We start from the raw sequence: 23,827 nt of genomic DNA on the forward strand, positions 1-23,827 counted from the left end.
GCTGTACCGACCGTATGCGGGCGCCGGCCGAACGGTTATGCCGTCTGGAGATAACCCGGGGGAGTACCCACGCCACCGTGGTCGACCTGCGACATCTCAGCACCTTCGTGGCCGTGGCCGAGGAGGGCAGCTTCTCCGGCGCGGCCGGCCGCCTGCGCATCGCCCAGTCCGCCGTCTCCCGCACCATCCGCGACCTCGAACGCGACCTGGGCAAGCAGCTCTTCGACCGCTCCACCCACCACGTCGCTCTCACCCAGGCCGGCCACGCCACCCTCGACAGTGCCCGCTCGGCCCTGGCCGCGCTCGACACCGTCCGCGCCACCGCCGGTAACGCGGGCGACTGCCTCCGCTGCCCCCACGACGGGCCGAAGCCGGCCTAGGGCCTATCTGGTCCGGCTGCGGCGCAGGCGGGCCGGGGTGACGCCGGTGGCGGCGCGGAACGCCTTGCCGAAGGCGGAGGTCGAGCGGTAACCGGCGCGGGCGGCGACGTCGTCGAGGCCGAGCTCGGTGGTGGCCAGCAGGTCGGCGGCGATCGTCATCCGGGTCCGGGTGACGAAGGCGGCGATGCTCAGACCGGTCGCGGCCGCGAAGTGCCGGGCCAGGGTGGCCCGTGAGACGCCGGCCACCCGGGCCAGCCCGGCCGTCGTCCACGGCTGCCCGGGCCGGCTCACCACCGCCTCGACGACCGCCCGCAACCCCGGATCGGGCACGGCGGTCCACGGCGCCGGGTGCGGCCGGTCGTGACCGTCCCCGCGCAGGGCGAGCGTGAGCAGCGCCTCGCACAACGCGGCCAGCAGGGCGCCCGAGCCGGGGCCGTCGAGGGCGGCCTCGTGGCGCATCAGTTCGCCCAGCGGGCGCAGCGGCGAGGCGGCCCCGGTGCCGAAGGACGCGTGCACCACCGCCGGCAGCCCGGCGAACAGCAGCTCGCCCGCGCCCGGCCGATACGTGTAGTGGCCGCAGAACAGGTCGACGGCCGGCACGCCGTCGCTGCGCAGCGTCTCCACCACGCCGCCCGCGCTCCTGGTGGCCGGCGCCGGCGGGCCGTCCGCGCTGACCCGCACCCGGTGCCGCTCGCCGCGGGGCAGCACGAGCAGGTCGCCGGCGCGCAGGTCGATCACGCGGTCGCCCGCCTCGACCGTGCAGTGGCCGTCGAGCAGCAGGTGGAACGGCGCCTTGCCGGCCGTCGAGGGCGGGTTGTCCAGCGTGTGCCGGCCGGCGAGCAGGCAGCGTACGTCCACCCGGCCCTCCGCGCGGGCCATGCGAATCAGAGCGCTGAGCGAATCCATGAGCCGATCTCGACGAAATATGAGTCAATACGGTCTTGCCGCATCACCTGTTGCGGCCGAGTCTAGATCCATGGACGCCATGCACGCGGATCTGCTGGTCATCGGTTTCGGTAAGGGCGGCAAGACGCTCGCGGCGGCGCTGGGCCGCCAGGGGCGGCGGGTGGTGATGGTCGAGCGGTCCGCGCAGATGTATGGCGGCACGTGCATCAACATCGGCTGCGTGCCGACCAAGGCGCTGATCCACCGGGCCGCCGCCCGCCCCGGGGACGCGGACGCCGAGGCCTGGTACGCCGACTCGGTGGCCTGGACGGCGTCGCTGACCTCGCTGCTGCGCGGCAACAACTTCCGCATGCTCGACTCGCTCGACTCGGTGACCGTGGTGACCGGCGCCGCGGCCTTCCTCGACGAGAAGCGGGTCGAGGTCACGGCCGGCGCCGACCGGCTGGAGATCACCGCCGACACCATCGTCATCAACACCGGAGCCGAGCCGGTGGTGCCGGACGTGGCCGGCCTGCGCGACAGCCGCCACCTGGTCACCGGGACGGATCTGATCGCCTCGCCGGTCCTGCCCCGCCGCGTGACCGTGCTCGGCGGCGGCTATCAGGGCATTGAGTTCGCGGCGATGCTGAGCCGCTCCGGCGCCCGGGTGACGGTCCTGGAGAGCGCAGCGCGCATCCTGCGGGCCGAGGACGACGACATCGCCGGGGCGGCCGAACAGATCCTGCGCGACGAGGGGGTCACCTTCGTCACCGGCGCCCGCGCCCGGCGGGTCACCGACACCGAGGCGGGGGCGGTCGTCGAGTACGAAGTGGACGGCGTGAGCCACACGGTCGAGGCGGACGCCGTCCTGGCCGCCACCGGCCGCCGGCCCGCCACCGCCGGCCTGCGGCTCGAGGCGGCCGGCGTGCGCACCACCATGACCGGCGCCATCGAGGTGGACGAGCACCTGCGCACCAGCCGCCCGCACATCTTCGCCATCGGCGACGTCAACGGCGGCCCCCAGTTCACCTACATCTCGCTCGACGACTACCGGGTGGTGGCCGACCAGCTGCTGGGCGAGGGCCGGCGCGCCACCACCGACCGGGTGGCCGTGCCGTACACGCTGTTCATGACCCCGCCGCTGGCCCGGGTCGGGCTGACCGAGGCGCGGGCCCGCGCGGAGGGTCGCGCCGTGCGGGTGGCGGCCAAGCCGGTGGCCGCCATCGCGGCCATGCCCCGGGCCCGCATCCTCGACGACGTCCGCGGCGTGATGAAGTTCGTCATCGACGCCGAGACCGACCAGATCCTGGGCGCCGCGCTGCTCAGCGTCGACGCCCAGGAGCTGATCAACACGGTCGCGCTGGCCATGCGGGCCGGTGTCCCGGCCGCCGGTCTGCGCGACGCCGTCTGGACCCACCCCAGCTCCACCGAGGCCTTCAACGAAGTCCTGGCCGCCGCTCAGGCGGCGGGCTGAAGGGCCCGGCCCGAGGCGAGGCGCTTCAGCTGGGGCAGGTCGATGGCGCCGGCCATGGCCAGGAAGCCGGCTCGGTTGGGGTGGAGGTGGTCGCCGGGGCCGCCGACGCTGCTGTTGGTGTCGAAGGCCGGGCGCAGGTGGCCGGGGCGGGCCGGGTCCTCGGTGACGGCGGAGAAGTCGGCCACGCCGTCGAACTGGCCGCTGGTGCGGATGAAGTCGTTGATCGCGCGACGCTTGGCATCGGTCTCGGGGGTGCCGTAGAGCCCGAACTCGGTGCCCGCGGACGGGGTCAGGGTAGCGCCGATGATCTTGATGCCGCGGGCGTGGACGCGGCGGATGATCTCGCGGTAGCCGTCGATCACCTGCGCGGCGGTGGCGTTGCCGCCGCCGAGGTCGTTGATGCCTTCGAGGAGGATGACGACACGTACGCCCGGGCGCTGAAGCACGTCGCGGTCCAGCCGGTCGATCGCGGGCGGGCCGTCGCAGGGGGTGCAACCACCGGGCGTACGGCCGATCCGGGTGACCATGTTGCCGCCGATGGCCTCGGTGACCACCGTGAGGTCGCTGCCGGACGCGTCGAGGCGGCGCTGCAGGACGTCGGGCCAGCGGTCGCGGCCGTTGATGGTGGAGAAGAAGCCGTCGGTGATGGAGTCGCCGAAGGCCACCACGGTGGCCGGGTCGTGCCGCTGGACGAGCAGCTCGGAGAGGAAGAACCACGACGTGGTCGAGTTCGGGAACGCCGCGTCGGCCGTGTCCGCGGTGTGGTCGCCGGCGTTCGGGTCGGTCAGGTAGGACGTGGTGAACGAGGCCGCGTGCCACGTCATCGGGCCGCTCGCGCCGGCCACGTGCACGCTCACGGCGAGCCGCTGCGACTGGGCGTCGGTGACCCGCACCGGCACCGCGTCGCTGAGCACCGTCCGGCCGGCCGGCACGGTGACGGAACGCTTGCCGGCGAAGGTCAGCGGCCGGTTGGTGCCGGGCGCGAGGTTGGCCCCGTTCGACTGCAGACCGGCCGACGCGCTCCGGAAGGTCACCGGCCTGGTGCCGAACTCGTTGGTCAGCCGTACGCGCCACCGCGTACCCTCGGCCGACGGCGGCACGATCATGCGCAGGGTCTGATCGCTGGCCTGGTTGCCGGGCAGGACCGTGCTCAGGTCGGGCTGCCCCACCGCGTACCCGTCGGGGTAGGCGCCCTGCGCCGAGGCCGTCCATCCGCTGCCCCAGGCGCGGCCCGCCGGTTCCTGCGCGACCGCGACGACCGGCGTGACCAGGACGACCGCCACGGCGGCGACGGCGGTCCGGCTGATGGTTGATATCCGCATGTCACTCCCTCAGCTAGGGGTGTGCATCGACATCCATCGTTATAACACTCGGCCCGGCGAAGAAGCAGCGTGGCCGGACCTGCGATAGCCCGGGGGTAGGCCGTAGCATCGCCGGAAACGTCATCCGGCCGGGGAGCGAGCTGTGCGCGAGGATCTTCACGACGAGTTCGCCCGGGTCAGCGGGGTCCTGGTCACCATGGCCCGGGCCGTGCGGGAGACGATGCGGCAGGCCGGGGCGGCGCTGCTCGCGGCCGACCCGATCCTGGCCCAGCAGGCGGTCGACCGTGGGGTGGAGATCGACGTGCTGCACCGGGTGGCCGAGGACCGGGCGTACGAGCTGGTGGCGCCCCCGGCCGCGGCCGACCCGCGCATGGTCATCGGCGCCATCCAGGTGGCGGGCGACCTCGAGCGGATGGGTGAGCTGGCCGTGCATGTGGCCCGGGCCACCCTGCGCCGCAACCCGACCCCCGCCGTCGCGCCGGAGCTGGCCGAGCTCTTCCGCGCCATGAACACGGTGGCCGACGAGCTAAGCGGCAAAATCGTCTCGGCCCTGGCCGGCCGCGACGCCGAGCTGGCGGCCCAGCTCGACCGCGACGACGACGCGATGGACCAGCTGCACCGCCGCCTGTTCACCGCGATGCTCAGCCCCGAGTGGCCCCTGGGCGTCGAGGCGGCCGTCGACGGCGCGCTGCTGGGCCGTTATTACGAGCGTTACGCCGACCGCGCCGTCAACGTGGGCCTCCAGGTGGTGGCCCTCTCCACCTGAGGGCTTTTTGATGGATTCCGGACCGTCCGCGGGCTGAAGCGAACGGGAAAGCTGCAGGCATGCGCATGACCGCAGCGAACCGTATTGCCGGCGCTCCCATTTCGTGGGGCGTGTGCGAGGTCCCCGGCTGGGGCTACCAGTTGAGCCCGGCGCGGGTGCTGGCCCAGATGCGTGAGGTCGGACTGGCCGCCACCGAGTTCGGCCCCGACGGCTTCCTGCCCGCGGATCCGGCCGCCCTGGCCGCCGTGCTGGGCGAGCACCACCTGACCGCGGTCGGCGGCTTCACCCCGACCGTGCTGCACGTGCCCGGTCACGACCCGCTGCCGGCGGTCGCCCGCCTGCTCGAGAGCTACGCCGCCACCGGCGCCGGCACGCTGGTCCTGTCCGCCGACAGCGGCCGGGCCGGCTACGACGCCCGGCCCGAGTTGGACGAGCAGGGCTGGCGCCTGCTGCTGGCCAATCTGGACCGGGTCGCCGCGCTGGCCGCCGGCCGCGGTGTCCGGGCCGTGCTGCACCCGCACGTGGGCACGATGGTGGAGAAGCCGAAGGAGGTCGAACGCGTCCTCGACGGTTCCGCCATCGCGCTCTGCCTGGACACCGGCCACCTCTACATCGGCGGCGGCGACCCGGCCGAGCTGACCCGTCAGGCCCCCGACCGGATCGCGCACACCCACCTCAAGGACGTCGACGGCACCGTGGCGGCCAAGGTCCGCGCCGGCCGGATCACCTACACCGACGGGGTCCGCCAGGCGATGTACCGCCCGCTCGGCCGGGGCGACATCGACTTCGCCGCCATCCTCGGCCACCTGGACCGCAGCGGCTACACCGGCTGGCACGTCCTCGAACAGGACACCATCCTCACCGAGGAGCCCAGGGGCGAAGGGCCGATCACCGACGTACGGATCAGCGCCGACCACGTCCGTCACCTGCTGGCCGACTGAGCGCGACGACCAGGGCGTCGTACGTCTCGCGCACCGCCCGGGCCCGGCTGGGAACCACCACGGCGGCCGGCCGGAGACGAACGGCCGCCGTCAACTTGTCGTACATCTCGCCGGGGTCGGCCCGGAGGTGGTGGTGCCGGATCCACGGGTCGTCGCTGTCGCGTGCGCGGCGGTGAAAACGCTCGATCGCCGGTGCGCGTTCGTCCAGCAGCACGACCTCGCGGAAGCTCGCCCCGTGCTCGTGAGCGAGTTGCTCGAAGGTGTCGATTCGCTCAGTCCGGGCCAGGTATTGCGGCATGACGACGTCACGCCCGCCGTCCAAGTGGGTCGCGGCCATCGCCCGAACCACGGACCAGGCGATCGGCCACGTGTCGACGGTCTCGTCGCGCCAACCGCCGACAAGCTGGTGCACCTTGTCGGCGTCGAGGTTGAGCGTGCCGGGCACCCGGTCGGCCAGCAGCGCCGACAGCGTGGACTTGCCGATGCCCGGCGGCCCGTTCAGATGGACGAATCGCGCCATCCGGTGACCATATCGATCACGCCGGCGTGATGATGACTTTCAGGGCGCTGTGGGCGGCCGCGTTGCCGAAGACGCTGTACGCCTCGTCGATCTCAGCGAACGTGAAGGAATGCGTGCCCATCTTCTCGGCCGGGATCCGCCCGCCGGCACCAGCACCCGGTCGCCGGCCCGGAAGTCCTTGACCGCCTCGCCGACCGCGGTGACCGTGCCCACGGCCTCGTGGCCGAGGATCCGGCCGTCGGTCACGGCGGCCACGTCGCCGTGCAGAATGTGCAGGTCGGTGCCGCAGATCGTGGTCGTGTCGACCCGGACGACCACGTCGGTCGGCTCCTGGACGGTCGCGTCGGGGACGTCCTCCCAGGCCTTGCGCCCGGGGCCGTGATAGACGAGTGCCTTCATGCGCTCGACGCCAGAAGCGCCGGCGCCCGCCGCCTGTCGCATTATGCGACGCGGTAGCCGACTCCGGGCAGGGTGACGATGGCCGGCGGGTCGCCCAGCTTGCGCCGCAGCCGGCCCACGGTCACCGTGACCGTGTTGGTGAACGGGTCGGCGTTCTCGTCCCACACCTGCTCCAGCAGCGCCTCGCTGCTCAGATAGCCCGGCGCCGCCCGCATGAGCGCCTCGAGCACGGCGAACTCCTTGACCGACAGACCGAGACGTACGCCGGACCGGCGAGCCACCCGCGTGATCGGATCAAGCTCCAGCCCGCCCACCACCAGCGTCCGCGGCTGCGCGACCGGCCGGCGCCGCGCGAGCGACTGCACCCGCAACACCAACTCCGGAAAGTGGAACGGCTTGGCCAGGTAGTCGTCCGCCCCCAGGGTCAGCCCCCGCACCCGGTCATCAGCCGACCCGGCCGCCGTCAGCATGAGCACCATCGCCCGCTCACCCCGGCTCGTGATCATCTGACACAGCGTGTCCCCGCTCAGCCCCGGCAGATCCCGGTCAAGGACAACGACGTCGTACGCGTTGACGTCCACCTTCGCCGCCGCCCCGAGCCCGTCCAGCGCCACATCGACCGCCATACCCTGATCCCGAAGCCCTTCCGCCACCACTTCGGCCAGCGCCGGCGCGTCCTCGACCACCAGAACCCTCATCGGCCCCCCTCCACCGGGAGTCGGATCTCCACGCGCAACCCGCCTTCCGGCCGTGCCCGCGGCACGAGCGCCCCACCGTGAGCCGAGGCGATCGCCGAGGCAATCGCCAATCCAAGCCCCGTGCCGTCCGCTGTGGTGCGCGCAGTGCCCATCCGGCGGAACGGGCGCGCCAACGTCGCCACCTCGCCGGGGTCGAGCACCGGGCCGTCGTTCTCGACCACCAGCAGGCCGGGGGAGAGCGTCACCTGCCGCCGGCCGCCGGGCTCGTTGTGCCGGATCGCGTTGTCGACCACGTTGGACACCATCCGGGCCAGCAGGACCGGATTGCCCATGGTCACGAAGTCGTTCCCCACCACCGGGGTCCCCGCCGGGATCAGCGACATCATGGACAGCGGCGTACGCCCGTCGAGCGCACCGTGCTGCGCCCGGGCCAGCACGAGCAACCCCTCCAGCAGCCGTTCCAGCTGATCGAGCTCGGCCCGCACCCGTCCGGCGAGCCGGCTCACCTCGACCGGCGCGCCCGGCTTGGCCTCCGCCACGTCGATCGCCGCCCGCATCGTGGCCAGCGGCGTCCGCAGCTCGTGCGACGCGTCCGCCACAAACCTGCGCTGCGCCGCGAACGACTCCTCCAGCCGCCCCAGCAGCTCGTCGATGGTGTCGGCCAGCGCCTTGACCTCATCCGCCGGCCCCTCGACGGCCAGCCGCGAATGCAGATTGTCAGCGGTGATCCGCCGGGTGGCCGCCGTGATCGTCCGCAGCGGCCGCAGCACCGTACCCGCCGCCGCCCGCCCCAACAGCAGCGCCAGCACCACCATGACGGCCATGGCCATGACCGCCCCGAGCAGCAACCGCCGGTTCTGAGCCTCGGCGGCGATCTCGAGTTGCGCAGCCACCCCCGGCCCCAGCGGATCCCCGGCCGGCCGGGTCGACCGCACACTGAACGCCGCCGTGATCGCCAGCAGCCCCGCCCCGGAAATCACGAACAGCACGCCGTACAGCAGCGTGAACCGCAGCCGAACTCCCATCCGCCCAGCATGCCCGCCCACCCCTAACAGAGAAATGACAGCCTTCGTCGCGGCCGGGTTAGGGGCTCGTCCGTAGAAAACCTCGCATGACGACCATTGAAGTCAACGGGTTACGCAAGCGGTTCGGGCCGTCGGTCGCGCTGGACGGGATGACCTTCGTCGTACGCCCGGGGCACGTGACCGGCTTCGTCGGCCCGAACGGGGCCGGCAAGTCGACGACGCTGCGCGCCATCGCCGGCCTGGACCGGCCGGACGCCGGGACGGCAACGATCGGTGGCCGGCGCTACGCCGAACTCAACCATCCGATGCGGCACTGCGGGGCGCTGCTCGACCCGCACGCGCTGCATCCCTCGCGCAGCGGCCGCAACCACCTGCTGTGGCTGGCCGCCTCCCAGGACCTGCCCGCCCACCGCGCCGACGAAGTGCTGGAGTTGACCGGCCTCGCCGCCGCCGGCCGACGTGCGGCCCGCGGCTATTCGCTCGGCATGCGGCAGCGCCTCGGGGTGGCCGCCGCGTTGCTCGGCGATCCGCCGGTGCTGCTGCTCGACGAGCCGTTCAACGGCCTCGACCCCGCCGGGATCGTCTGGATGCGCGATCTGCTGCGTGATCTGGCCGCGGAGGGACGTTCGGTGCTTGTCTCCAGTCATTTGATGAGCGAACTGCAGGACATCGCCGGGCACGTGGTCGTGGCCGGACACGGCCGGGTGATCGCCGACGCCGGCGTGGGCGACCTGATCGGCCGGTACTCCTCGCTCGAGGCCGCGTATCTCGAGCTCACCGCCGGCGTCGGGGGCATCCGATGATCCTGCGCGCCGAATGGCTGAAGTTCCGCACCGTACGGGCCTGGATCGCCGGCACCGCGGCCGCCGGTCTGCTCATGCTGGCGCTGGGCTGCCTGTTCGCGTCCGGCGTGACCATGTCGTGCATGGACGGCACCCGCGAAGTCGACTGCCCGGCCCCACCGACCGACTCGTCCGGCCGATCCGTGCAGGACAGGTTCACGTTCGTGCACCAGACGCTCACCGGCGACGGCTCCATCACCGCCCAGGTGGGCAACCTCGACGGCACCATCACCTACCCGCCACCCCACCACGACGAGATCGTCCGCGGCGTGGTCCCCTGGGCCAAGGCCGGCCTGATGATCAAGGACGGCACCCGCCCCGGCGCCGACTACGCCGCCATCATGCTCACGGGCCACCACGGCGTGCGCATGCAGTCCGGCTTCACCCACGACAAGGCCGGCCCACCCGTCCGCACGTCCTGGCTCCGCCTCACCCGCACCGGCGACGAGATCACCGGTCACACCTCGGCCGACGGCGCCACCTGGCAAAAGCTTGATGCCGTACGCCTGAACGACCTGCCCCAGTCTGTCGAGTTCGGCCTTTTCGTCGCCTCCCCGAGTGGCCTGACCGTCGAGGAACGCCCCCAGGGCGGCCACTCCGTCGCCGCCCGCTGGACCCAGGCCACCGCCCAATTCACCCACGTGACCCCTGCCACCCCCGCAAACCAGCCGGCGGCGGGTGCCGGCTGGGTCGACGCGCTGGTGGGATACGACGACTACCGCACCACCTGGGAGCAGACCCACCCGCCGGGGCACACGGAGGCCGGGGGCGTGATCACCGTGGCCGGCGCCGGTGACATCGGGCTGGACAGCGAGGGCGGGATGCCGGTGGAGCGGACTCTGACGGGCGTCTTCGCGGCGCTGCTGCCGCTGATCGTGGTGGCGGTTCTGTTCGGAACGGCCGAGTTCCGCCACGGGATGATCCGCACGACGCTCGCCGCGGTGCCCCGCCGGGTGCATGTGTCAGCGGCCAAGGCGGCTGTGATCGGGGCGGTGGCGCTGGTGGCCGGCGTCGTAGCGGTCGCGGTGACCATGCCGGTGACCCTGGGGATGCTGCACGCCAAGGCCGTGGTCGTTCTCGCCGCCCCGTGGCCGACGACCCTGCGCGTGGCCGGCGGCACGGCCGTGCTGCTCTCGTTGACGGCTGTCCTCGCGTACGGCCTGGGCTCCCTCCTCAGACGAGCCGTGCCCGCGATCGTCGCGGTGACCACCCTCATGCTGGCGCCCCCGATCCTGGCCCTGACCTCCGTGCTTCCGCCGGCCGCGGGCGAATGGCTGCTGCGCGTGACCCCGGCCGCGGCGTTCGCGATCCAGCAGAGCATCCCGTTCTACCCGCAGGCCTCCCGCCCGCAAACGGTGCTGGACGGCTACTACCCGCTGTCACCGTGGGCCGGCCTGGCCGTCCTCGCCCTGTACGCCCTGGCCGCCGTCGCCGCTGCCACCTGGCGCCTGCATCGGAGCCCGTCATGAGCGCGCTGACGCCGGCCCCGCCGACCTCGTGGGGGCCGTCCTCGCCCACCTCGCCCACCTCGCCCACCTCGCCCACCTCGCCCACCTCGCCCACCTCGCCCACCTCGCCCACCTCGCCCACCTCGCCGGAGCGTGGCGCGAGGGCAGCGATCAGTTCGCGCGGGCGTGTGGCGGATAACCCGCGGCTTTGGGGGAGGACGACGTGAGGGCGGCATGGATCGCGGAGAGGGCGAAGTTGCGCACCGGGTGGATCGGCCTCGCTGTGCCGTTGGGGCTCGCGGTGCTGCTCGTTGCCGGCGGGGTGGCGCTCGGCCGGGACGTGGTCGATCCGGTGCAGCTGCGGCTGCTGGGGGTCCGTCTCGGTCAGGCGGCGGTGGCGGCGGCCGGGGTGCAGATCCTGGCCGGGGAGTACGGGACTGGGCTGATCCGGGCCACACTGCTTGCTGTCCCGCGCCGCCTGGACGTGCTCGTCGCCAAGGCTGCGCTGCTCACGGCGGGAGTCGCGCCGGCCGCGGTGCTCGGTGTGGGGGTGGCGGTGATCGGCCTGCCGTGGAGCGCGGGGCTGTGGCGGGCCGCCGCCGAGTCGGTCCTGCACCTGATCCTGATCGGTCTGCTCGGGCTGGGGGTGGCCGCGGCCGTCCGCAGCTCCGCGGCGGCCATCGGTGTCGTGCTGGGTCTGCTCTACCTGACGCCGATGCTGCTGTGGATGCTGCCCGACCCGGATTGGTCTCGGTGGCTCTACCGTCTGACCCCGGCCACAGCCGTGCAGGCCCTCGCCACCACGGTCGAGAACGACACGCTGCCGCTGGGCCCGTGGGCAGCCCTGGCCGTCGTGGCCGCCTGGACAGCAGCCGCACTGTCCCTCGGCGCCCTGCTCTTGCGCGGCCGCGATGCGTAGCCGTGCACGCCTTGGGCGTCCCTGTTCTTGCACGGCCGCGATGCGTAGGCGCGCATGCCCTGGGCGCCCCTGCGTTTGAACCGCCGCGACGCGTAGGCGCGGACGCCCCCGGGCACCCTGCTCCCACACCGCCGCGGCGTGTGACCGCACGCCCGATTTGGGCTGGGGGAGGTGATGGATCGGCGCTTGCCGATGGCCGTTTGGCGGATGGGGCGTGTGCGGGGGCGGCATAGCGTGATCGGAGCTGAGCCGTTTCTCGCCGGGAGGTCCGGATGTTTCGCAGGGTCGCGCTCGCTGTCGTTGCGGTGCTCGCGTTGCTGGCGTATGGAACGCCGGCAAGCGCGCGAACCGCGTACAAGCCCGGCGCCCCGGGGATCGGCGATCCGTACTTCCCGCTGGCCGGCAACGGGGGCTACGACGTCCGGCACTACGGGCTCGACCTGCGCTACACCCCGGCCGACGACCTCTTGGTGGGCACCGCCGGCATCACCGCGAGGGCGACCGAGGACCTGTCGAAGTTCAACCTCGACTTCCACGGGCTGTCCGTTCGCTCCGTGACCGTTGACGGTCGCACAGCGCAGTGGAGCCGCAGCGGTGACGAGCTCACCGTCACTCCGGCTCGCGGCCTGCGGAAGGGGCGGACCTTCGCCGTGGTCGCGCGCTACGACGGTGTGCCGGGGCTGATCGCCAACGAGAGTCTCGGTGACGGCGGGGTCTTCCACACCGACGACGGCATGGTGATCGTCGGGCAGCCGTTCTCCGCGTCGACCTTGTTCCCGGTCAACGACCATCCGCGGGACAAGGCCTCCTACACCGTACGCGTCACCGTGCCCAAGGGGCTGGAGGCGGTCTCCAACGGCGACCTGCTCAGCCACACCACCAAGGGTCCGTGGACCACGTGGCTGTGGAATCAGCGGGCCCCGATGGCGTCCTATCTGGCCACTGCCACCGTCGGCGAGTTCCGCATGAACTCGTACGTCAAGAATGGTCTGCGCTTCTTCGACGCCATCGATCCTGACCTGTTCGTGCGCCCGCCGGCCCACAGCGGGCGGCAGCTGGCGATCAGCGGGACGGGCGAACCGGCGTACAAGCGCCTCTCCCGCTCTGTCGATGTGCCGGCGGGTGGCGGGAAGATGTCGTTCTGGGTGAGCCGTGAGACGGAGTCTGATTGGGACTTCTTCTTCGTGGAGGCGCGCACGGCCGGCGCCGGCTACTGGACCACGCTGCCGGATGCGAACGGCCACACCACGCGGGAGACCGGCGCCCTGTGCGCCTACGCGCCCGACGTGCACCCGTTCCTGCTGCACTACGTGACCGCGACCGACGACGCCTGCACCCCGTCCGGCACGACCGGCGCCTGGAACGCGGCCACCGGGGTCAGTGACGGCTATGAGCAATGGTCGGTCGACCTGTCGGCGTACGCCGGCAAGCGTGTCGAGCTTTCGCTGTCGTACGCGAACGACCCGTCGTACAGCCCGCCCGGTGTCTTCATCGACGACATCGTGGTCTCGACCGGGCCGGGCACCACGTCGTTCGAGCCCGACGGCAACACTCTCGACGGGTGGGCGCCCGGTGGCCCGCCGCCCGGCAGCGAGCCGAACCCGAGCCAGTGGTCCGTCGGCACGGTCGCCGACGAGCCGGCCACGACCGGCGAGTGGGTGGCCCGCTCCTTCGCCCGTCAGCCCGAGATCCTGAAATTCGAGTCGTCCCTGTTCGGCCCGTACCCGTTCACCTCGGCCGGCGGCATCGTCGACGACGTGGCCGGCCTGGGCTTCGCCCTGGAGAACCAGACCCGCCCGATCTACGGCCGTGAGTTCTTCACCGACGGCCCCCGCTCCGACAACGTGGTCGTGCACGAGCTGGCCCACCAGTGGTACGGCGACAGCCTGGCCGTGGCCAACTGGCGCGAGATCTGGCTCAACGAGGGCTTCGCCACGTACGCCGAGTGGCTGTGGAGCGAACGCGAGGGTCGCGCCACCGCCCAGCAGATCTTCGACGACACCTACAGCATCGCGGCCGAATCGTCGTTCTGGACGCTGCGCATCGGCGACCCCGGTCCGGACAACCTGTTCGACGGGGCCGTCTACGACCGGGGCGCCATGACCCTGCACGCCCTGCGCCTGCGCATCGGCGACGCCACGTTCTTCCGCCTGCTCAAGACCTGGGCCACCACCCACGCCGGCGGCAACGTCACCACGGCCCAGTTCGTGGCGCTGGCCGAGCGCCTCTCCGGCCGGCAGGTGGACGACCTGTTCACCGCGTGGCTCTACACCCCGTCCAAGCCGGCCCTGACCGCGGCGTTGTCGGCCAAGTCGGCCACCCAGCCGTCGGTCAGGACGGACCGGCGTTGACGCCCATACGCCGGGCGTACTCACCGGGTGCGTCTCCGGGAGCAACTGCGCGGTCAGGGGCCTGCGTCGGCGGCGACGAACCCGCATCATCGAAGGGTGGGCCGTCCCGAAGTGCCACTCGACCCGGAGCACGATCCGTTGCACGCCTTCGCGGATCGTCTCCGGCGGCTGCGAACCGAGGCGGGCCGTCCGACATACCAGGCGATGAGCCGGGCTGCCGGTCGGTCCGTCGCGGCGCTGTCCGGCGCGGCCCGAGGCGAAGAACTGCCGACCTGGCAGACGGTGACAGCGTATGTGGCAGTCTGCGGCGGCCGGCCGGACGAGTTCCTGGCCGCATGGGAGCACCTTCGCGATCTGAGGGCCCGGACGGCCCTGCCCGAGCCGGCCACCCAGGTCGGGCACGTGGCCGGGCTGACCAATCTGCCTCAGCCGCCGGTGCCGTCCTTCGTCGGCCGCGACGACTCCCTGGCGGCTCTGACCGTCGGTCTGGAAACGCACAAAGGTGTCGCCGTGCACGGGCTTGGCGGGGTCGGCAAGACCGAGCTGGCCGTCCAGTTCGCGTACCGCCGGAGCTTCGCCCTGACCTGGTGGATAACCGCTGACAGCGAGGACAATGTCGCTGCGGCGCTGGCCGGCCTGACCCGCGCCCTGAACCCGGGCTGGCCGGCGGCGGCCGGGACGGCCGACGCCACGGCCTGGGCCCGCCAGTGGCTGGCCTCGCACGACGACTGGCTGGTCGTGCTCGACAACGTGGCCGACCTCGGGGTGGTGCGGCCGCTGGCCGCCACCGCGGTCAACGGGCGGTTGCTGGTCACCACCCGCCGAGACCTCAGCTGGGCCGAGCTCGGCCTGGCGACGCTGCATCTCGGACCGTTGACCCGGCCGGCCAGTCTCGACCTGCTACGGCAATGGTCCGGCCGCCGTGGCGAGCCCGTCGCGGCGGCCGAGCTGGCGGCCGACGTGGGTGATCTCCCGCTGGCGCTCCGCCAGGCGGCGGCTTACCTGCGCGAACGGCCGAACATCTCGGTCCTGGACTATCGCCGGCGGCTGGCCCGACAGCCCCTGCGGATCCTCGGCGCGCCGGCCTCCGTTCGCGACGGGCATCCGGTCGCCCGGACCTGGCAGGTCACCGTGGCCGCGTTGACCAGCCAGAACCCCGATGCCGGTCGGCTACTGGACCTGATCGCGTATCTGGCGCCGGACGCCATCGACCTCGATCTGCTGGGCGCCTCCGGCGGTGACGCGCTGGACATCGAGGACGCGGTCGCCCTGCTCGCGTCGTACCACATGGTGAATCTCAGTGAGGCGGGCATTTCCGTCCACCGGCTGGTACAGACCATGGCCAGGGCAGAGCACGACAGCGCCACACCTGCGCTCGCCGCGGTGCGAGCCGTCGGGTCACTCGCGCCGGGCGGCAACCCGGAGACCGATCTCGTTTCCTGGCCGCGATGGGCGCGCCTGGCACCACACGTCGAGGCGCTCGCCGGTCACCTGGCCGGCGTCGAGCTGTTGCGTGCGAACCCGGAACTTCAGCTCGCCGCGGCCGGGTTGTTCACCGCCTGCGCGGTTTACCACCGTGGTCAAGGCCGGTACGGCACCGCCGTCAGCCTGCTCGAACAAGCCTCAGCTACCCGGCGTGAGCTTCTCGGCCCCGACCATCCCGATACGCTGACCTCCCGGTACTGCCTGGGCGGCGCCTACTGGTCGACCGGGCGGTACGCCGAATGCCTGGAGATCGGTGAGGCGACGTTGTCGGCGCGCCGCCGGGTACTGGGTCGCGAACACCCGGACACCCTGGCCAACGCCAGCAACATCGCGGTCGGTTACCGCGAGCTGGGCCGGCACGAGGAGGCGATCGCCCTGAGCGAGGCCACTCTCGAGGCACGGGAGCGAGTGTTCGGCCCCGATCATCCGGACACCCTGCAGTCGCGGAACAACCTGGCCGGTTGCTACCGGGCGGTCGGCCGGCACGAGGAGGCGATCCGGCTTTACGAGGCCACCCTCGACGCCCGGCGCCGCACCGTCGGTGATCTGCACCCGGACACCCTCCAGTCCCGCAACAACCTCGCGGGCGGTCTGCGGGCGCTCGGCCGGCACGATGAGGCCATCGAACTGCACGAGTCAACGCTCGTCCTGCGCAAGGAAGTGCTGGGCCGGGAACACCCGGACACCCTGCACTCGATGTACAACCTGGCTGAGACGTACGTGGCGTCGGGTCGCCGGACTGAAGCGGCGAAGCTGTTCCGCACGATCCGAGAGGCCCGTAAGCGCTTGCTCGGGCCAGACCATCCGGACACGGTGCGGGCCGGTGAGATGCTGGCGTCGATAAAACGCCGGTCGGCCTGAACAACCCCGCCACCGCCCACTCTGGTCCTCAGCCCCGCCGCCGGCCGAGCCGGAACGAGGAGGATCGGGATGACTCGACTCAGGAAAGCTGTCACGGCAATGACCGCTTTCGTGGCGATGGCCGGGGGCCTCGCTGTCGCCACGACCGAGCCGGCCGCGGCGGCGGGGTGCTACGGCCCGACCTGCACCGGGAGGGCGCCGGGCGCGTCCGGTTGCCTGGGCGACCAGCGCCGGATCGACGCGCGTCAGGCCTGGGGGACGAACGGCGACGTGGCGGCGTACGTGGAGGTTTGGCACTCGAACGCGTGCGGCTCGGCCTGGCTGCTGACCGCGGTGCCGTTCTCGGCCTACAACGGCACGACCAGCTGGATCTGGAACGAGCCGGGAACCTCCCAGGAGGTCATCGGCCGGGTCAACACGGGCTTCGTGCCGTCCCCGATGGTGGACGACCGACCGGGCATCAAGACCTGCTTCGGCACCCAGGTGTACCGCTACGGCGCGAAGTACACGTGGAATTTCTACCGCTGCTACACCTGATCGCACCGAGACCGTCCGGGCTGGTCGTGGCGGCGACCGGCCCGGACTCCTTTTCGGCGCTCAGGCCAGAGCGGATCACGCGCCCTCGACCGAACAGCTTCACCGCATGGTGAGGACTGCACGCCCTCGTACGGGTGGATCTGATCGTCGGCCCTTCGGCAGAACGATCTTGATCGTTGTGCGCCTGAAAGGGAGCAACGACAAGAGGAGTCACCGATGTCCGACCAGGAGGTCACCCCGTTCGACGGCGAGGACGTCGAACCCGAGGGCACCGAGGCCGCCCCCGACGAGACAACGTACTCGGAGGAAGAGGAAGAGTTCTTCGCCAGCGCCCCGGCCGACGAGCCGGAGGTGGACTGACATGGCGAAGCTCCTGCAGGTCGGCGTGAGCACCGCGTCCGAGCTCGGCTCTCGGTACGGGCACATGGCGTGCACGCTCGGCGGGATCAACTACGAGTCGCGGGGCGGCCGCGGCTGCCTCCGGGGCTCGACGGCCCGGGGCGCCGGCAACCGTCTCTTCCGGCACCAGTTCCACATCGTGCTCTCCGACGCCGAGGGCGCCGCGGCCAAACGGTACGCGGACAGCTGCGTCGGCCAGCCGTACATCATCTTCGGCGTCCCCTCGGCGCGCCGCGGCGGCGACTGCAGCGGTTACGCCTCCGGCATCATCTGCGCGGCCAAGGGCCGGCCGCCCCGCCGCCTGTTCGACACCTCGACGTGGCTGAAGACGTACGCGGGCCTGGGCTTCCGGGCCGGCCTGGGGCAACGTTTCCCGGACCGCCCCTACCCCGGCTACGTCGTCGCCCGCGGCAGCACCGCAGCCGGCCACATCAGGTGGATCAAGGGACGCCTCAACATGGCCCGCCACGGCCCGGCCCTCACCGAGACCGACGGCACCTTCGGGCAGAAGACCGAGGAGGCCGTACGCGCGTTCCAGCGCGCCCTCCGCCTCAACGCCGACGGCAAGGTCGGCCAGGCCACGTGGCAGGCACTGAACGCCGTCGCTTAGCCCACAAGCCGGGGTGGGAACGCCCGGGTCTTCAGGCCGGAACGGCGATCGCCCGGCCGGCTGCGGTACGCGGCGTCGGTGGCGAACGGATGGAAGTCGGGCCGGTCTGACCATTGCCGTGCGCCTCAGCGGAACGTCTCGACGGTCGAAGTGGAAGACGTGATGTCCTGGTTTCAGAACCTTCGTGTCGCGTCCAAGCTCGTCGTCAGCTTCAGCGTGGTATGTGCGCTGGCGGTCGTGGTGGGCGTTGTCGGCATCATGCGTCTCCGGGAGACGAACGACCGCACCGAGGACATGTATCAAAGCAATCTGATCGCCATCGCCGACGTCGGGAGCGTCAAGGCCGACACGGCGTTCATCCGGTTCAGCGTGGTCAACATGCTCATCTCCGGCACCGCCGAGGCCAAGGCGAAGGCCCGGGCGCAGATGGAGCAGTACGACGCCGACCTCGACAAGCAGTGGGCGGCGTATCAGGCCACCGGCGTCGAGGGCCGCGAGGCGCAGGTGAAGGCCTTCACCGAGGCCCTCGCGACCTACCGCCAGGTCCGTGACGAGAAGCTGATCCCCAGTGCGCTGGCGAGCGACAACGCCGGGTTCCTGAAGGCCCGGGGCGAGGGCGCCGACACCGCGATCGCGGCCATGGTGACCGCGCTCGACGAACTGGACGAGCTCGAGTCCACGTTCGCCGCCCGGTCGCTGGCCGACTCCCAGGACGCCGGCAAGTCGGCCGAGATCTTCATCATCGGGTTGATCATCGCCGCCGTCCTGCTCTCCGGGCTGATCGTCTTCGTGGTCAGCCGGGCCATCGCGGGCCCGGCCCGGCGCACCGTGGCGGTGCTGGCCGAGCTGGCCCAGGGCGTGCTGGATCAGCGCCTGGAGGTCCGCAGCAAGGACGAGATGGGCCAGATGGGCCAGTCGCTCAACGCGGCGCTGGAACGGCTGACCACCGCCATGCGCGAGATCGGGGTCAACGTCGAGACGCTCGCCTCGTCCTCCGAGGAGCTGTCGGCCGTGGCCACGTCGGTCAACGACTCGGCCCGGCTCTCGGCCGCCCAGGCCCAGGGCGCGTCCTCCGCCTCCGAACAGATCAGCGTCAACATCTCGACCATCGCGGCCGGCTCGGAGGAGATCGGCGCCTCGATCGCCGAGATCGCCCGCTCGACGTCGAGCGCGGCCGCGGTGGCGGCCGGCGCGGTCACCACCACCGCCGACGCCCGCGAGATCCTCGACAAGCTCGGCACCTCCTCGGCCGAGATCGACGACGTGGTCAAGCTGATCACCAGCATCGCCGAGCAGACCAACCTGCTCGCACTCAACGCCACCATCGAGGCGGCCCGGGCCGGCGAGCAGGGCAAGGGCTTCGCCGTGGTCGCCTCCGAGGTCAAGGACCTGGCCCAGGAGACGGCCCGGGCCACCGAGGACATCTCGACCCGGGTCTCGGCCATCCAGGCCGACTCGGAGGCGGCGCTCATCGCGATCAACGCCATCAGCGAGGTCATCCAGCAGATCAACGACACCCAGACCGCGATCGCGGCCGCCGTCGAGGAGCAGACCGCGACCACGGCCGAGATGAGCCGCAACGTGGCCGAGGTGGCCACCGGCTCGGCCGAGATCAGCGCCAACGTCAGCGGCGTGGCCCAGGCGGCGGCGGAGACCACCAACGCCGCCGCCAACACCGAGCAGACCTCAGCCGACCTGGCCCGCGTGGCCGGCGCCCTGCAGACCAACCTCGCCCGCTTCCGGTATTAGGATCCCCGCGGCCCACCGCCGACGGGAGTTCCGAGCAGGTAGTGCTCGACGGCCGGGTTGACCCAGGCGATGAGCTCGGCCCGGTCGAGGGCGGCCATCGGGGGCAGCTTCAGCACGTAACGGCACAGGGCCAGGCCCAGGATCTGCGAGGCGACCAGGCCGGCCCGGGTCTGGGGCTGGTCGGGGGAGAGGCGCTCGGCGACCGGCATCAGCTGGGCGGCGAAGATCTCGCGCATGCGCTCGGCGGCGGCCGGGTTGGTCACGCCGGCCCGGAGCAGGGCCATGAGGGTCTCGTCGCCCTCCCAGCGCTCCAGGAAGTGCCCGACCAGGACGGCCGCGGCCTGGCCGGCGGGGGTGGCCGACAGGTCGGGCAGGCGCAGGTCGAACTCGGCGGCGGCCGCGAACAGCCGTTCCTTGTTGCCGTAGTAGCGCATCACCATCGACGGGTCGATGGCCGCGTCGGCCGCGATGGCCCGGATGGTGGCCCGCTCGTAGCCGTCGGCGGCGAAGCGCTCGCGGGCCGCGCGCAGGATCGCGGCCCGGGTGCCGTCGGAGCGCCGTGGTCGGTCGTCGTTCATGCCAACAACTGTAGGCCAACGCCCGTTGACTTCTGCTCGCGGGTGGGGTTACGGTTCTGCCAACACACGTTGGCAAACAGATGTTGGCAGGTGACTTCCATGCTTCCCGCAACCACTGACGTCCTGGTCGTCGGGGCCGGCCCCGTGGGCCTGGCCACCGCGACCGCCCTCGCGAGCCACGGCGTCGACGTCACCGTCGTCGACCGGGTGACCAGCACCGCCCACACCAGCCGGGCCGCCGTCGTGCACGCCCGCACGTTGGAGGCCCTCGACCGGATCGGCGCCGCCGAGCCCTTGATCGCGGCCGGCATCCCGGCGCCGCGCTTCACCATCCGCGACCGTGACCGGGTGCTGGTGCCGGTCGACTTCAGCGGCCTGCCCACGCCTTATCCGTACGCCCTGATGGTCCCGCAGTCGACGACGGAGGCCGTCCTGAACGACCGCCTGACCGCCGCCGGCGGCACGGTCCGGCGCGGCTACGAGGCGGTCGGCCTTGACGGCGCCACCGTCACCTTCGCCGGTGGCGAGCGGGTCACGGCCCGGTTCGTGGTGGCCGCCGACGGCATGCAGAGCACCATCCGCCGCCTGGCCGGGATCGGGTTCGGCGACGCCACCTCGGGCGGCGAGTCGTTCGCGCTGGCCGACGTGAAGGTCGACGGCGGGCCGCCGCGGGACGAGGTCGTTCTCTATTTCTCCCGGGCCGGGCTGCTCGTCTGGGCGCCGCTGCCCGACGGAACGGTCCGCCTCGTGGCCGCCGTCGACGACGCCCCGGAGCAGCCGGACATCCCGTACGTCCAAGCTCTGATGGACGACCGCGGCCCCGCCCGCGAGCCGGCCCGCGTGGCCGAGGTGGTCTGGGGCTCGCGGTTCCGGGTCCACCATCGCGTGGCCGGCACCTTCCGGGCCGGCCCGGTGCTGCTCGCGGGCGACGCCGGTCACGTGCACAGCCCGGCCGGTGGCCAGGGCATGAACCTCGGGCTGCGCGACGCCCTCGCCCTGGCCGACGCCGTCATCGACGGCTCCGGGACCGCCCTCGACCGGTACGCGGCCACGCGCCGCCCGGCCGCCCAGGAGGTGGTGCGCTTCGCGTCCCGCCTGACCCGGCTCGCCACCGTGCCCGGCCCCGTCCGCCCGATCCGCAACACCGCGATGTCGGCCCTGGCCGCCCTCCCGGCCTTCCGCACCCGCCTGGCCCTCCGCCTGGCCGGCCTGGCCGGCCCCGCCTGACGCCACCCGAGCCGGCTCCTCGCCGGCCGGCGCGCCGAGGAAGTCCGTAAACATTTCTAATTTGAAATACCTTGCGTTTTCGTCAACAGCCGCCGATGGGTGCGGTCGAGCCATCACGGCGGGCGAAGCGGAGGCACCACGGTATGCGCCACGGAAAGAACTGGCTCGAGCGGAACGCGCTCGCGGCGGTGGGCGTCCTGCTCGTGCTCGCCGACGCCGCCTACCTGCTCGCCGGTCTCGGCCACGTCTGGGCCCACCCGGTGGTGGGCTGGCTGCCGCTGCCGGTGAGCGCCGGCCTGGCCGCGTACGCCTGCTGGACCGCGGCCCGGTCGCCGGCGCTGGACGGCGGCACCCGGCGCTTCTGGCGGCACTTGGCCCTGGCCAGCGTGTTCTTCGTGGCCGGCACCATCGCCAACACGGTCGACGCGGTCGGCGGCTCCGAGCCGTCGCAGCGGGTCGGCCCGGTCACCCTCGTCTGCTACCTGGCGGTGCTGGGCCTGGTCATCTGGGCGATGCTGCGGCTGCCGTCGTGGCAGCGCACCCGCAGCGACTGGATCCGGTTCGGCCTCGACACCTGCGTGGTGCTCGCCGCCGGCGGCGCCTTCGTCTGGCAGTTCCTCATCCGCGACCACCAAGGCTGGACGTCGCAGACCGGTTCGGCCGGGCCCATGCTGGCCATCATGGTGGTCGGTTTCGTGTCGCTGCTCACCTTCATCAAGGTCGCTTTCGCCGGCGCGGGCCGGCTCGACCGGCAGGCGCTGCACATCCTGGCCGGCGGGGCCGCGCTGGGCACGATCTGCGGCGGCACATCACCGTTCCTGATCGGCTATGCGTACCTCTCGTCCAGTCTGGTCGCCGTGCCGCTGGCCGCCCTGAGCATCCAGCTCGCCGCGACCCGGCAGCTGCGCGGCGGCGGCCGGCCGCCGCGCCCGCGCCGGGTCCGCCGCAACAGTGTGACGCCGTACTTCGCCGTGGCCGCCATGGACGCGCTGCTGCTCTCGGCGGCCGGGGACAGCGCGGCCGTGCGGGTCAGCACCGTCGTCCTGACCGTGCTCGTGATGGTCCGCCAGCTGGTCGCGCTGCGCGACAACCGGCGGCTGCAGGAGCAGCTGCGGCACCAGGCCACGCACGACCCGCTGACCGGGGCCGGCAACCGCGTGCACTTCGAGGAGAGCGTCGGGCGGCTGATCGCGGCCGAGGTGCCGTTCCACGTGGCCCTGCTCGACATGGACGACTTCAAGAGCGTCAACGACCGGCTCGGCCACCACAGCGGCGACGCCCTCCTCATGATCGTCAGCCAACGGCTGCGCGAGGCCACCGGCGACGGCCTGGTGGCGCGTCTCGGCGGCGACGAGTTCACCCTCGTCCTGCCGCACGCCGGCGCCGCCCCGGTCGAGGAGATCCTGGACGCCGTGCTCGTCTCGCTGCGCGAGCCGGCCCAGATCAACGGCGGGCCGGTACGCAGCGTGGCCAGCATCGGGGTCACCGCCGCCCGGCCCGGCGACTCGCCGGAGGAGATGCTGCGCCGGGCCGACGTCGCCATGTACACGGCCAAGGCCGAGGGCGGCGACCGCCGGCACTGGTTCGACCCGGCGATGGACGAGCTCATGCAGGAGAGCGCGCGCCTGGGAGCCGACCTGCTCCAGGCGCTCGACCGCGACGAGCTGTTCCTCGTCCACCAGCCCATCGTCGAGCTGCCGCTGGGCCGCCCGGCCGGTGTCGAGGTGCTGCTGCGCTGGCGGCACCCCGAGCGCGGCCTGGTCTCGCCGGACGTCTTCATCCCGCTGGCCGAGCGCAACGGCCGCATCATCGAGATCGGCCGCTGGGTCCTCGAACAGGCCTGCCTTCAGGCGGCCGACTGGCAGCGCCGCTTCGGCGACAACGCCCCGGCCAAGGTCAGCATCAACGTGTCGGCGCGCCAGCTGGCCGAGCCCGGCTTCGCCGAGCAGGTCGAGGAGATCATCAGCCGTACGGGGGTGGACCGCACCCGCCTCCTCCTGGAGGTGACCGAGACCGCGGTCTTCGGCGCGGGCGCCCCGCTCGACGCCGTGCGCCGGTTGCGCGCGGCCGGGCTGCGGGTGGCCCTGGACGACTTCGGCACCGGCCAGTCGTCGCTGAGCCTGCTGCTGGACTGCCCGGTCGACGTCCTCAAGGTCGACAAGTCGTTCGTCAGCGGCCGCGCGGCCGGCGAGGCCGGCGCCGTCATCGTCGAGCACCTGATCGGCTTCACCAACGGCCTGCACCTGGAGGCGGTGGCCGAGGGCGTCGAGACCGAGGAGCAGGCCCAGCGCCTGTACGACGCGGGTTACCGCCTGGCCCAGGGCTTTCTGTTCGGCGCCCCGGTCACCGCGGCCGAGATCGAGGCCACGTTCGCCCCCACGCTGGCCATCGCCTGACTTCTATGGAACGGG

22 protein-coding genes and 1 pseudogene are annotated in these 23,827 nt (G+C 72.3%); 16 read left to right on the forward strand and 7 right to left on the reverse strand.

The features are described from left to right. The first annotated feature begins 77 nt into the window (after nt 1-77). Nucleotides 78-380 (forward strand): LysR family transcriptional regulator, encoded by a 303-nt coding sequence (locus tag AB0J66_RS18925; protein ID WP_364661893.1) that lies wholly within the window; start codon nt 78-80, stop codon nt 378-380. A gap of 3 nt (nt 381-383) precedes the next feature. Here AB0J66_RS18925 and AB0J66_RS18930 read toward each other — a convergent pair whose 3' ends face one another. After that, nucleotides 384-1,286 (reverse strand): AraC family transcriptional regulator, encoded by a 903-nt coding sequence (locus AB0J66_RS18930; protein WP_364661896.1) that lies wholly within the window; start codon nt 1,284-1,286, stop codon nt 384-386. Nucleotides 1,287-1,356: 70 nt separating this feature from the next. Here AB0J66_RS18930 and AB0J66_RS18935 point away from each other — a divergent pair, with 70 nt between their 5' ends. After that, nucleotides 1,357-2,739, forward strand: a complete 1,383-nt coding sequence (locus tag AB0J66_RS18935; protein ID WP_364661898.1) for an FAD-dependent oxidoreductase — start codon at nt 1,357-1,359, stop codon at nt 2,737-2,739. Here the strand turns inward: AB0J66_RS18935 and AB0J66_RS18940 are convergent. Next, nucleotides 2,724-4,061, reverse strand: coding sequence for an SGNH/GDSL hydrolase family protein (locus AB0J66_RS18940; RefSeq protein ID WP_364661901.1), 1,338 nt, complete (start codon nt 4,059-4,061; stop codon nt 2,724-2,726). The genes AB0J66_RS18935 and AB0J66_RS18940 overlap by 16 nt on opposite strands. Before the next feature lie 142 nt (nt 4,062-4,203). Between AB0J66_RS18940 and AB0J66_RS18945 the strand changes: the two genes are divergently transcribed. Both AB0J66_RS18945 and AB0J66_RS18950 read left to right on the forward strand, forming a co-directional pair. After that, nucleotides 4,204-4,827, forward strand: a complete 624-nt coding sequence (locus AB0J66_RS18945; RefSeq protein ID WP_364661904.1) for a PhoU domain-containing protein — start codon at nt 4,204-4,206, stop codon at nt 4,825-4,827. 65 nt (nt 4,828-4,892) lie between these two features. After that, nucleotides 4,893-5,768: a sugar phosphate isomerase/epimerase gene (locus AB0J66_RS18950; protein ID WP_364661906.1), complete on the forward strand. Its 876-nt coding sequence runs from the start codon at nt 4,893-4,895 to the stop codon at nt 5,766-5,768. Here AB0J66_RS18950 and AB0J66_RS18955 read toward each other — a convergent pair. The 4 genes and pseudogenes from AB0J66_RS18955 to AB0J66_RS18970 form a co-directional block, all read right to left on the reverse strand. Continuing rightward, entirely contained in the window at nt 5,731-6,288 is a 558-nt protein-coding gene (locus AB0J66_RS18955) for an AAA family ATPase (RefSeq protein WP_364661909.1), read from the reverse strand. The two genes, AB0J66_RS18950 and AB0J66_RS18955, sit on opposite strands and share 38 nt — an antisense overlap. A gap of 144 nt (nt 6,289-6,432) precedes the next feature. Next, nucleotides 6,433-6,687 (reverse strand): annotated as a pseudogene (locus tag AB0J66_RS18960) (alcohol dehydrogenase catalytic domain-containing protein); the annotation flags it as partial. Nucleotides 6,688-6,728: 41 nt separating this feature from the next. Continuing rightward, nucleotides 6,729-7,385 carry a response regulator transcription factor gene (locus AB0J66_RS18965; protein ID WP_364661912.1) on the reverse strand — a complete coding sequence of 219 codons (657 nt, stop codon included), beginning with the start codon at nt 7,383-7,385 and terminating at the stop codon, nt 6,729-6,731. Continuing rightward, entirely contained in the window at nt 7,382-8,410 is a 1,029-nt protein-coding gene (locus AB0J66_RS18970; protein WP_364661915.1) for an ATP-binding protein, read from the reverse strand. The genes AB0J66_RS18965 and AB0J66_RS18970 overlap by 4 nt, the downstream gene beginning before the upstream one ends. An 86-nt stretch (nt 8,411-8,496) precedes the next feature. On the opposite strand from AB0J66_RS18970, the gene AB0J66_RS18975 reads away from it, so the two are divergent. The 10 genes from AB0J66_RS18975 to AB0J66_RS19020 all read left to right on the forward strand — a co-directional run bounded on the left by AB0J66_RS18975 (nt 8,497) and on the right by AB0J66_RS19020 (nt 19,611). Continuing rightward, nucleotides 8,497-9,213: an ATP-binding cassette domain-containing protein gene (locus AB0J66_RS18975; protein ID WP_364661918.1), complete on the forward strand. Its 717-nt coding sequence runs from the start codon at nt 8,497-8,499 to the stop codon at nt 9,211-9,213. Further along, nucleotides 9,210-10,721, forward strand: a complete 1,512-nt coding sequence (locus tag AB0J66_RS18980; protein ID WP_364661921.1) for a hypothetical protein — start codon at nt 9,210-9,212, stop codon at nt 10,719-10,721. Before AB0J66_RS18975 ends, AB0J66_RS18980 begins: the two co-directional genes overlap by 4 nt. 28 nt (nt 10,722-10,749) lie before the next feature. Further along, complete coding sequence (locus AB0J66_RS18985; RefSeq protein WP_364661924.1) at nt 10,750-10,899, forward strand: hypothetical protein; 150 nt, start codon at nt 10,750-10,752, stop codon at nt 10,897-10,899. A gap of 24 nt (nt 10,900-10,923) precedes the next feature. Then, nucleotides 10,924-11,619, forward strand: a complete 696-nt coding sequence (locus AB0J66_RS18990; protein ID WP_364661926.1) for an ABC transporter permease — start codon at nt 10,924-10,926, stop codon at nt 11,617-11,619. 272 nt (nt 11,620-11,891) lie between these two features. After that, a complete protein-coding gene (locus AB0J66_RS18995; RefSeq protein ID WP_364661929.1) occupies nt 11,892-13,970 on the forward strand; it encodes a M1 family aminopeptidase in 2,079 nt (692 codons plus the stop codon). A 96-nt stretch (nt 13,971-14,066) separates the two neighbouring features. After that, nucleotides 14,067-16,316 (forward strand): tetratricopeptide repeat-containing protein, encoded by a 2,250-nt coding sequence (locus AB0J66_RS19000; protein ID WP_364661931.1) that lies wholly within the window; start codon nt 14,067-14,069, stop codon nt 16,314-16,316. A 99-nt stretch (nt 16,317-16,415) separates the two neighbouring features. Next, nucleotides 16,416-16,853, forward strand: a complete 438-nt coding sequence (locus tag AB0J66_RS19005; RefSeq protein WP_364661934.1) for a DUF2690 domain-containing protein — start codon at nt 16,416-16,418, stop codon at nt 16,851-16,853. 216 nt (nt 16,854-17,069) lie between these two features. Continuing rightward, entirely contained in the window at nt 17,070-17,213 is a 144-nt protein-coding gene (locus AB0J66_RS19010) for a hypothetical protein (protein ID WP_364661937.1), read from the forward strand. A 1-nt stretch (nt 17,214) separates the two neighbouring features. Next, entirely contained in the window at nt 17,215-17,862 is a 648-nt protein-coding gene (locus AB0J66_RS19015; protein ID WP_364661940.1) for a peptidoglycan-binding domain-containing protein, read from the forward strand. A gap of 162 nt (nt 17,863-18,024) precedes the next feature. Beyond that, nucleotides 18,025-19,611 (forward strand): methyl-accepting chemotaxis protein, encoded by a 1,587-nt coding sequence (locus tag AB0J66_RS19020; protein WP_364661941.1) that lies wholly within the window; start codon nt 18,025-18,027, stop codon nt 19,609-19,611. Here the strand turns inward: AB0J66_RS19020 and AB0J66_RS19025 are convergent. After that, nucleotides 19,608-20,189: a TetR/AcrR family transcriptional regulator gene (locus AB0J66_RS19025; RefSeq protein WP_364661943.1), complete on the reverse strand. Its 582-nt coding sequence runs from the start codon at nt 20,187-20,189 to the stop codon at nt 19,608-19,610. The genes AB0J66_RS19020 and AB0J66_RS19025 overlap by 4 nt on opposite strands. A 99-nt stretch (nt 20,190-20,288) precedes the next feature. Between AB0J66_RS19025 and AB0J66_RS19030 the strand changes: the two genes are divergently transcribed. Continuing rightward, entirely contained in the window at nt 20,289-21,416 is a 1,128-nt protein-coding gene (locus tag AB0J66_RS19030) for an FAD-dependent oxidoreductase (RefSeq protein WP_364661945.1), read from the forward strand. A gap of 143 nt (nt 21,417-21,559) precedes the next feature. Next, nucleotides 21,560-23,812, forward strand: coding sequence for a bifunctional diguanylate cyclase/phosphodiesterase (locus AB0J66_RS19035; RefSeq protein WP_364661947.1), 2,253 nt, complete (start codon nt 21,560-21,562; stop codon nt 23,810-23,812). The last annotated feature ends 15 nt before the right edge of the window (nt 23,813-23,827 follow it).

Source organism: Actinoplanes sp. NPDC049598, from assembly GCF_040675435.1.
Taxonomy (GTDB): Bacteria; Actinomycetota; Actinomycetes; order Mycobacteriales; family Micromonosporaceae; genus Actinoplanes.

What these genes read in the sequence shown, in the direction of transcription:
- AB0J66_RS18975 (WP_364661918.1), top strand. Translation starts at nt 8,497, where the DNA reads ATGACGACCATTGAAGTCAACGGGTTACGCAAGCGGTTCGGGCCGTCG.
- AB0J66_RS19030 (WP_364661945.1), top strand. Translation starts at nt 20,289, where the DNA reads ATGCTTCCCGCAACCACTGACGTCCTGGTCGTCGGGGCCGGCCCCGTG.
- AB0J66_RS18935 (WP_364661898.1), top strand. Translation starts at nt 1,357, where the DNA reads ATGGACGCCATGCACGCGGATCTGCTGGTCATCGGTTTCGGTAAGGGC.
- AB0J66_RS19005 (WP_364661934.1), top strand. Translation starts at nt 16,416, where the DNA reads ATGACCGCTTTCGTGGCGATGGCCGGGGGCCTCGCTGTCGCCACGACC.
- AB0J66_RS18930 (WP_364661896.1), bottom strand. Translation starts at nt 1,286, where the DNA reads ATGGATTCGCTCAGCGCTCTGATTCGCATGGCCCGCGCGGAGGGCCGG.
- AB0J66_RS18950 (WP_364661906.1), top strand. Translation starts at nt 4,893, where the DNA reads ATGACCGCAGCGAACCGTATTGCCGGCGCTCCCATTTCGTGGGGCGTG.
- AB0J66_RS19020 (WP_364661941.1), top strand. Translation starts at nt 18,025, where the DNA reads ATGTCCTGGTTTCAGAACCTTCGTGTCGCGTCCAAGCTCGTCGTCAGC.
- AB0J66_RS18970 (WP_364661915.1), bottom strand. Translation starts at nt 8,410, where the DNA reads ATGGGAGTTCGGCTGCGGTTCACGCTGCTGTACGGCGTGCTGTTCGTG.
- AB0J66_RS19025 (WP_364661943.1), bottom strand. Translation starts at nt 20,189, where the DNA reads ATGAACGACGACCGACCACGGCGCTCCGACGGCACCCGGGCCGCGATC.
- AB0J66_RS19035 (WP_364661947.1), top strand. Translation starts at nt 21,560, where the DNA reads ATGCGCCACGGAAAGAACTGGCTCGAGCGGAACGCGCTCGCGGCGGTG.
- AB0J66_RS19010 (WP_364661937.1), top strand. Translation starts at nt 17,070, where the DNA reads ATGTCCGACCAGGAGGTCACCCCGTTCGACGGCGAGGACGTCGAACCC.
- AB0J66_RS18995 (WP_364661929.1), top strand. Translation starts at nt 11,892, where the DNA reads ATGTTTCGCAGGGTCGCGCTCGCTGTCGTTGCGGTGCTCGCGTTGCTG.
- AB0J66_RS18955 (WP_364661909.1), bottom strand. Translation starts at nt 6,288, where the DNA reads ATGGCGCGATTCGTCCATCTGAACGGGCCGCCGGGCATCGGCAAGTCC.
- AB0J66_RS18940 (WP_364661901.1), bottom strand. Translation starts at nt 4,061, where the DNA reads ATGCGGATATCAACCATCAGCCGGACCGCCGTCGCCGCCGTGGCGGTC.
- AB0J66_RS19015 (WP_364661940.1), top strand. Translation starts at nt 17,215, where the DNA reads ATGGCGAAGCTCCTGCAGGTCGGCGTGAGCACCGCGTCCGAGCTCGGC.
- AB0J66_RS18980 (WP_364661921.1), top strand. Translation starts at nt 9,210, where the DNA reads ATGATCCTGCGCGCCGAATGGCTGAAGTTCCGCACCGTACGGGCCTGG.
- AB0J66_RS18965 (WP_364661912.1), bottom strand. Translation starts at nt 7,385, where the DNA reads ATGAGGGTTCTGGTGGTCGAGGACGCGCCGGCGCTGGCCGAAGTGGTG.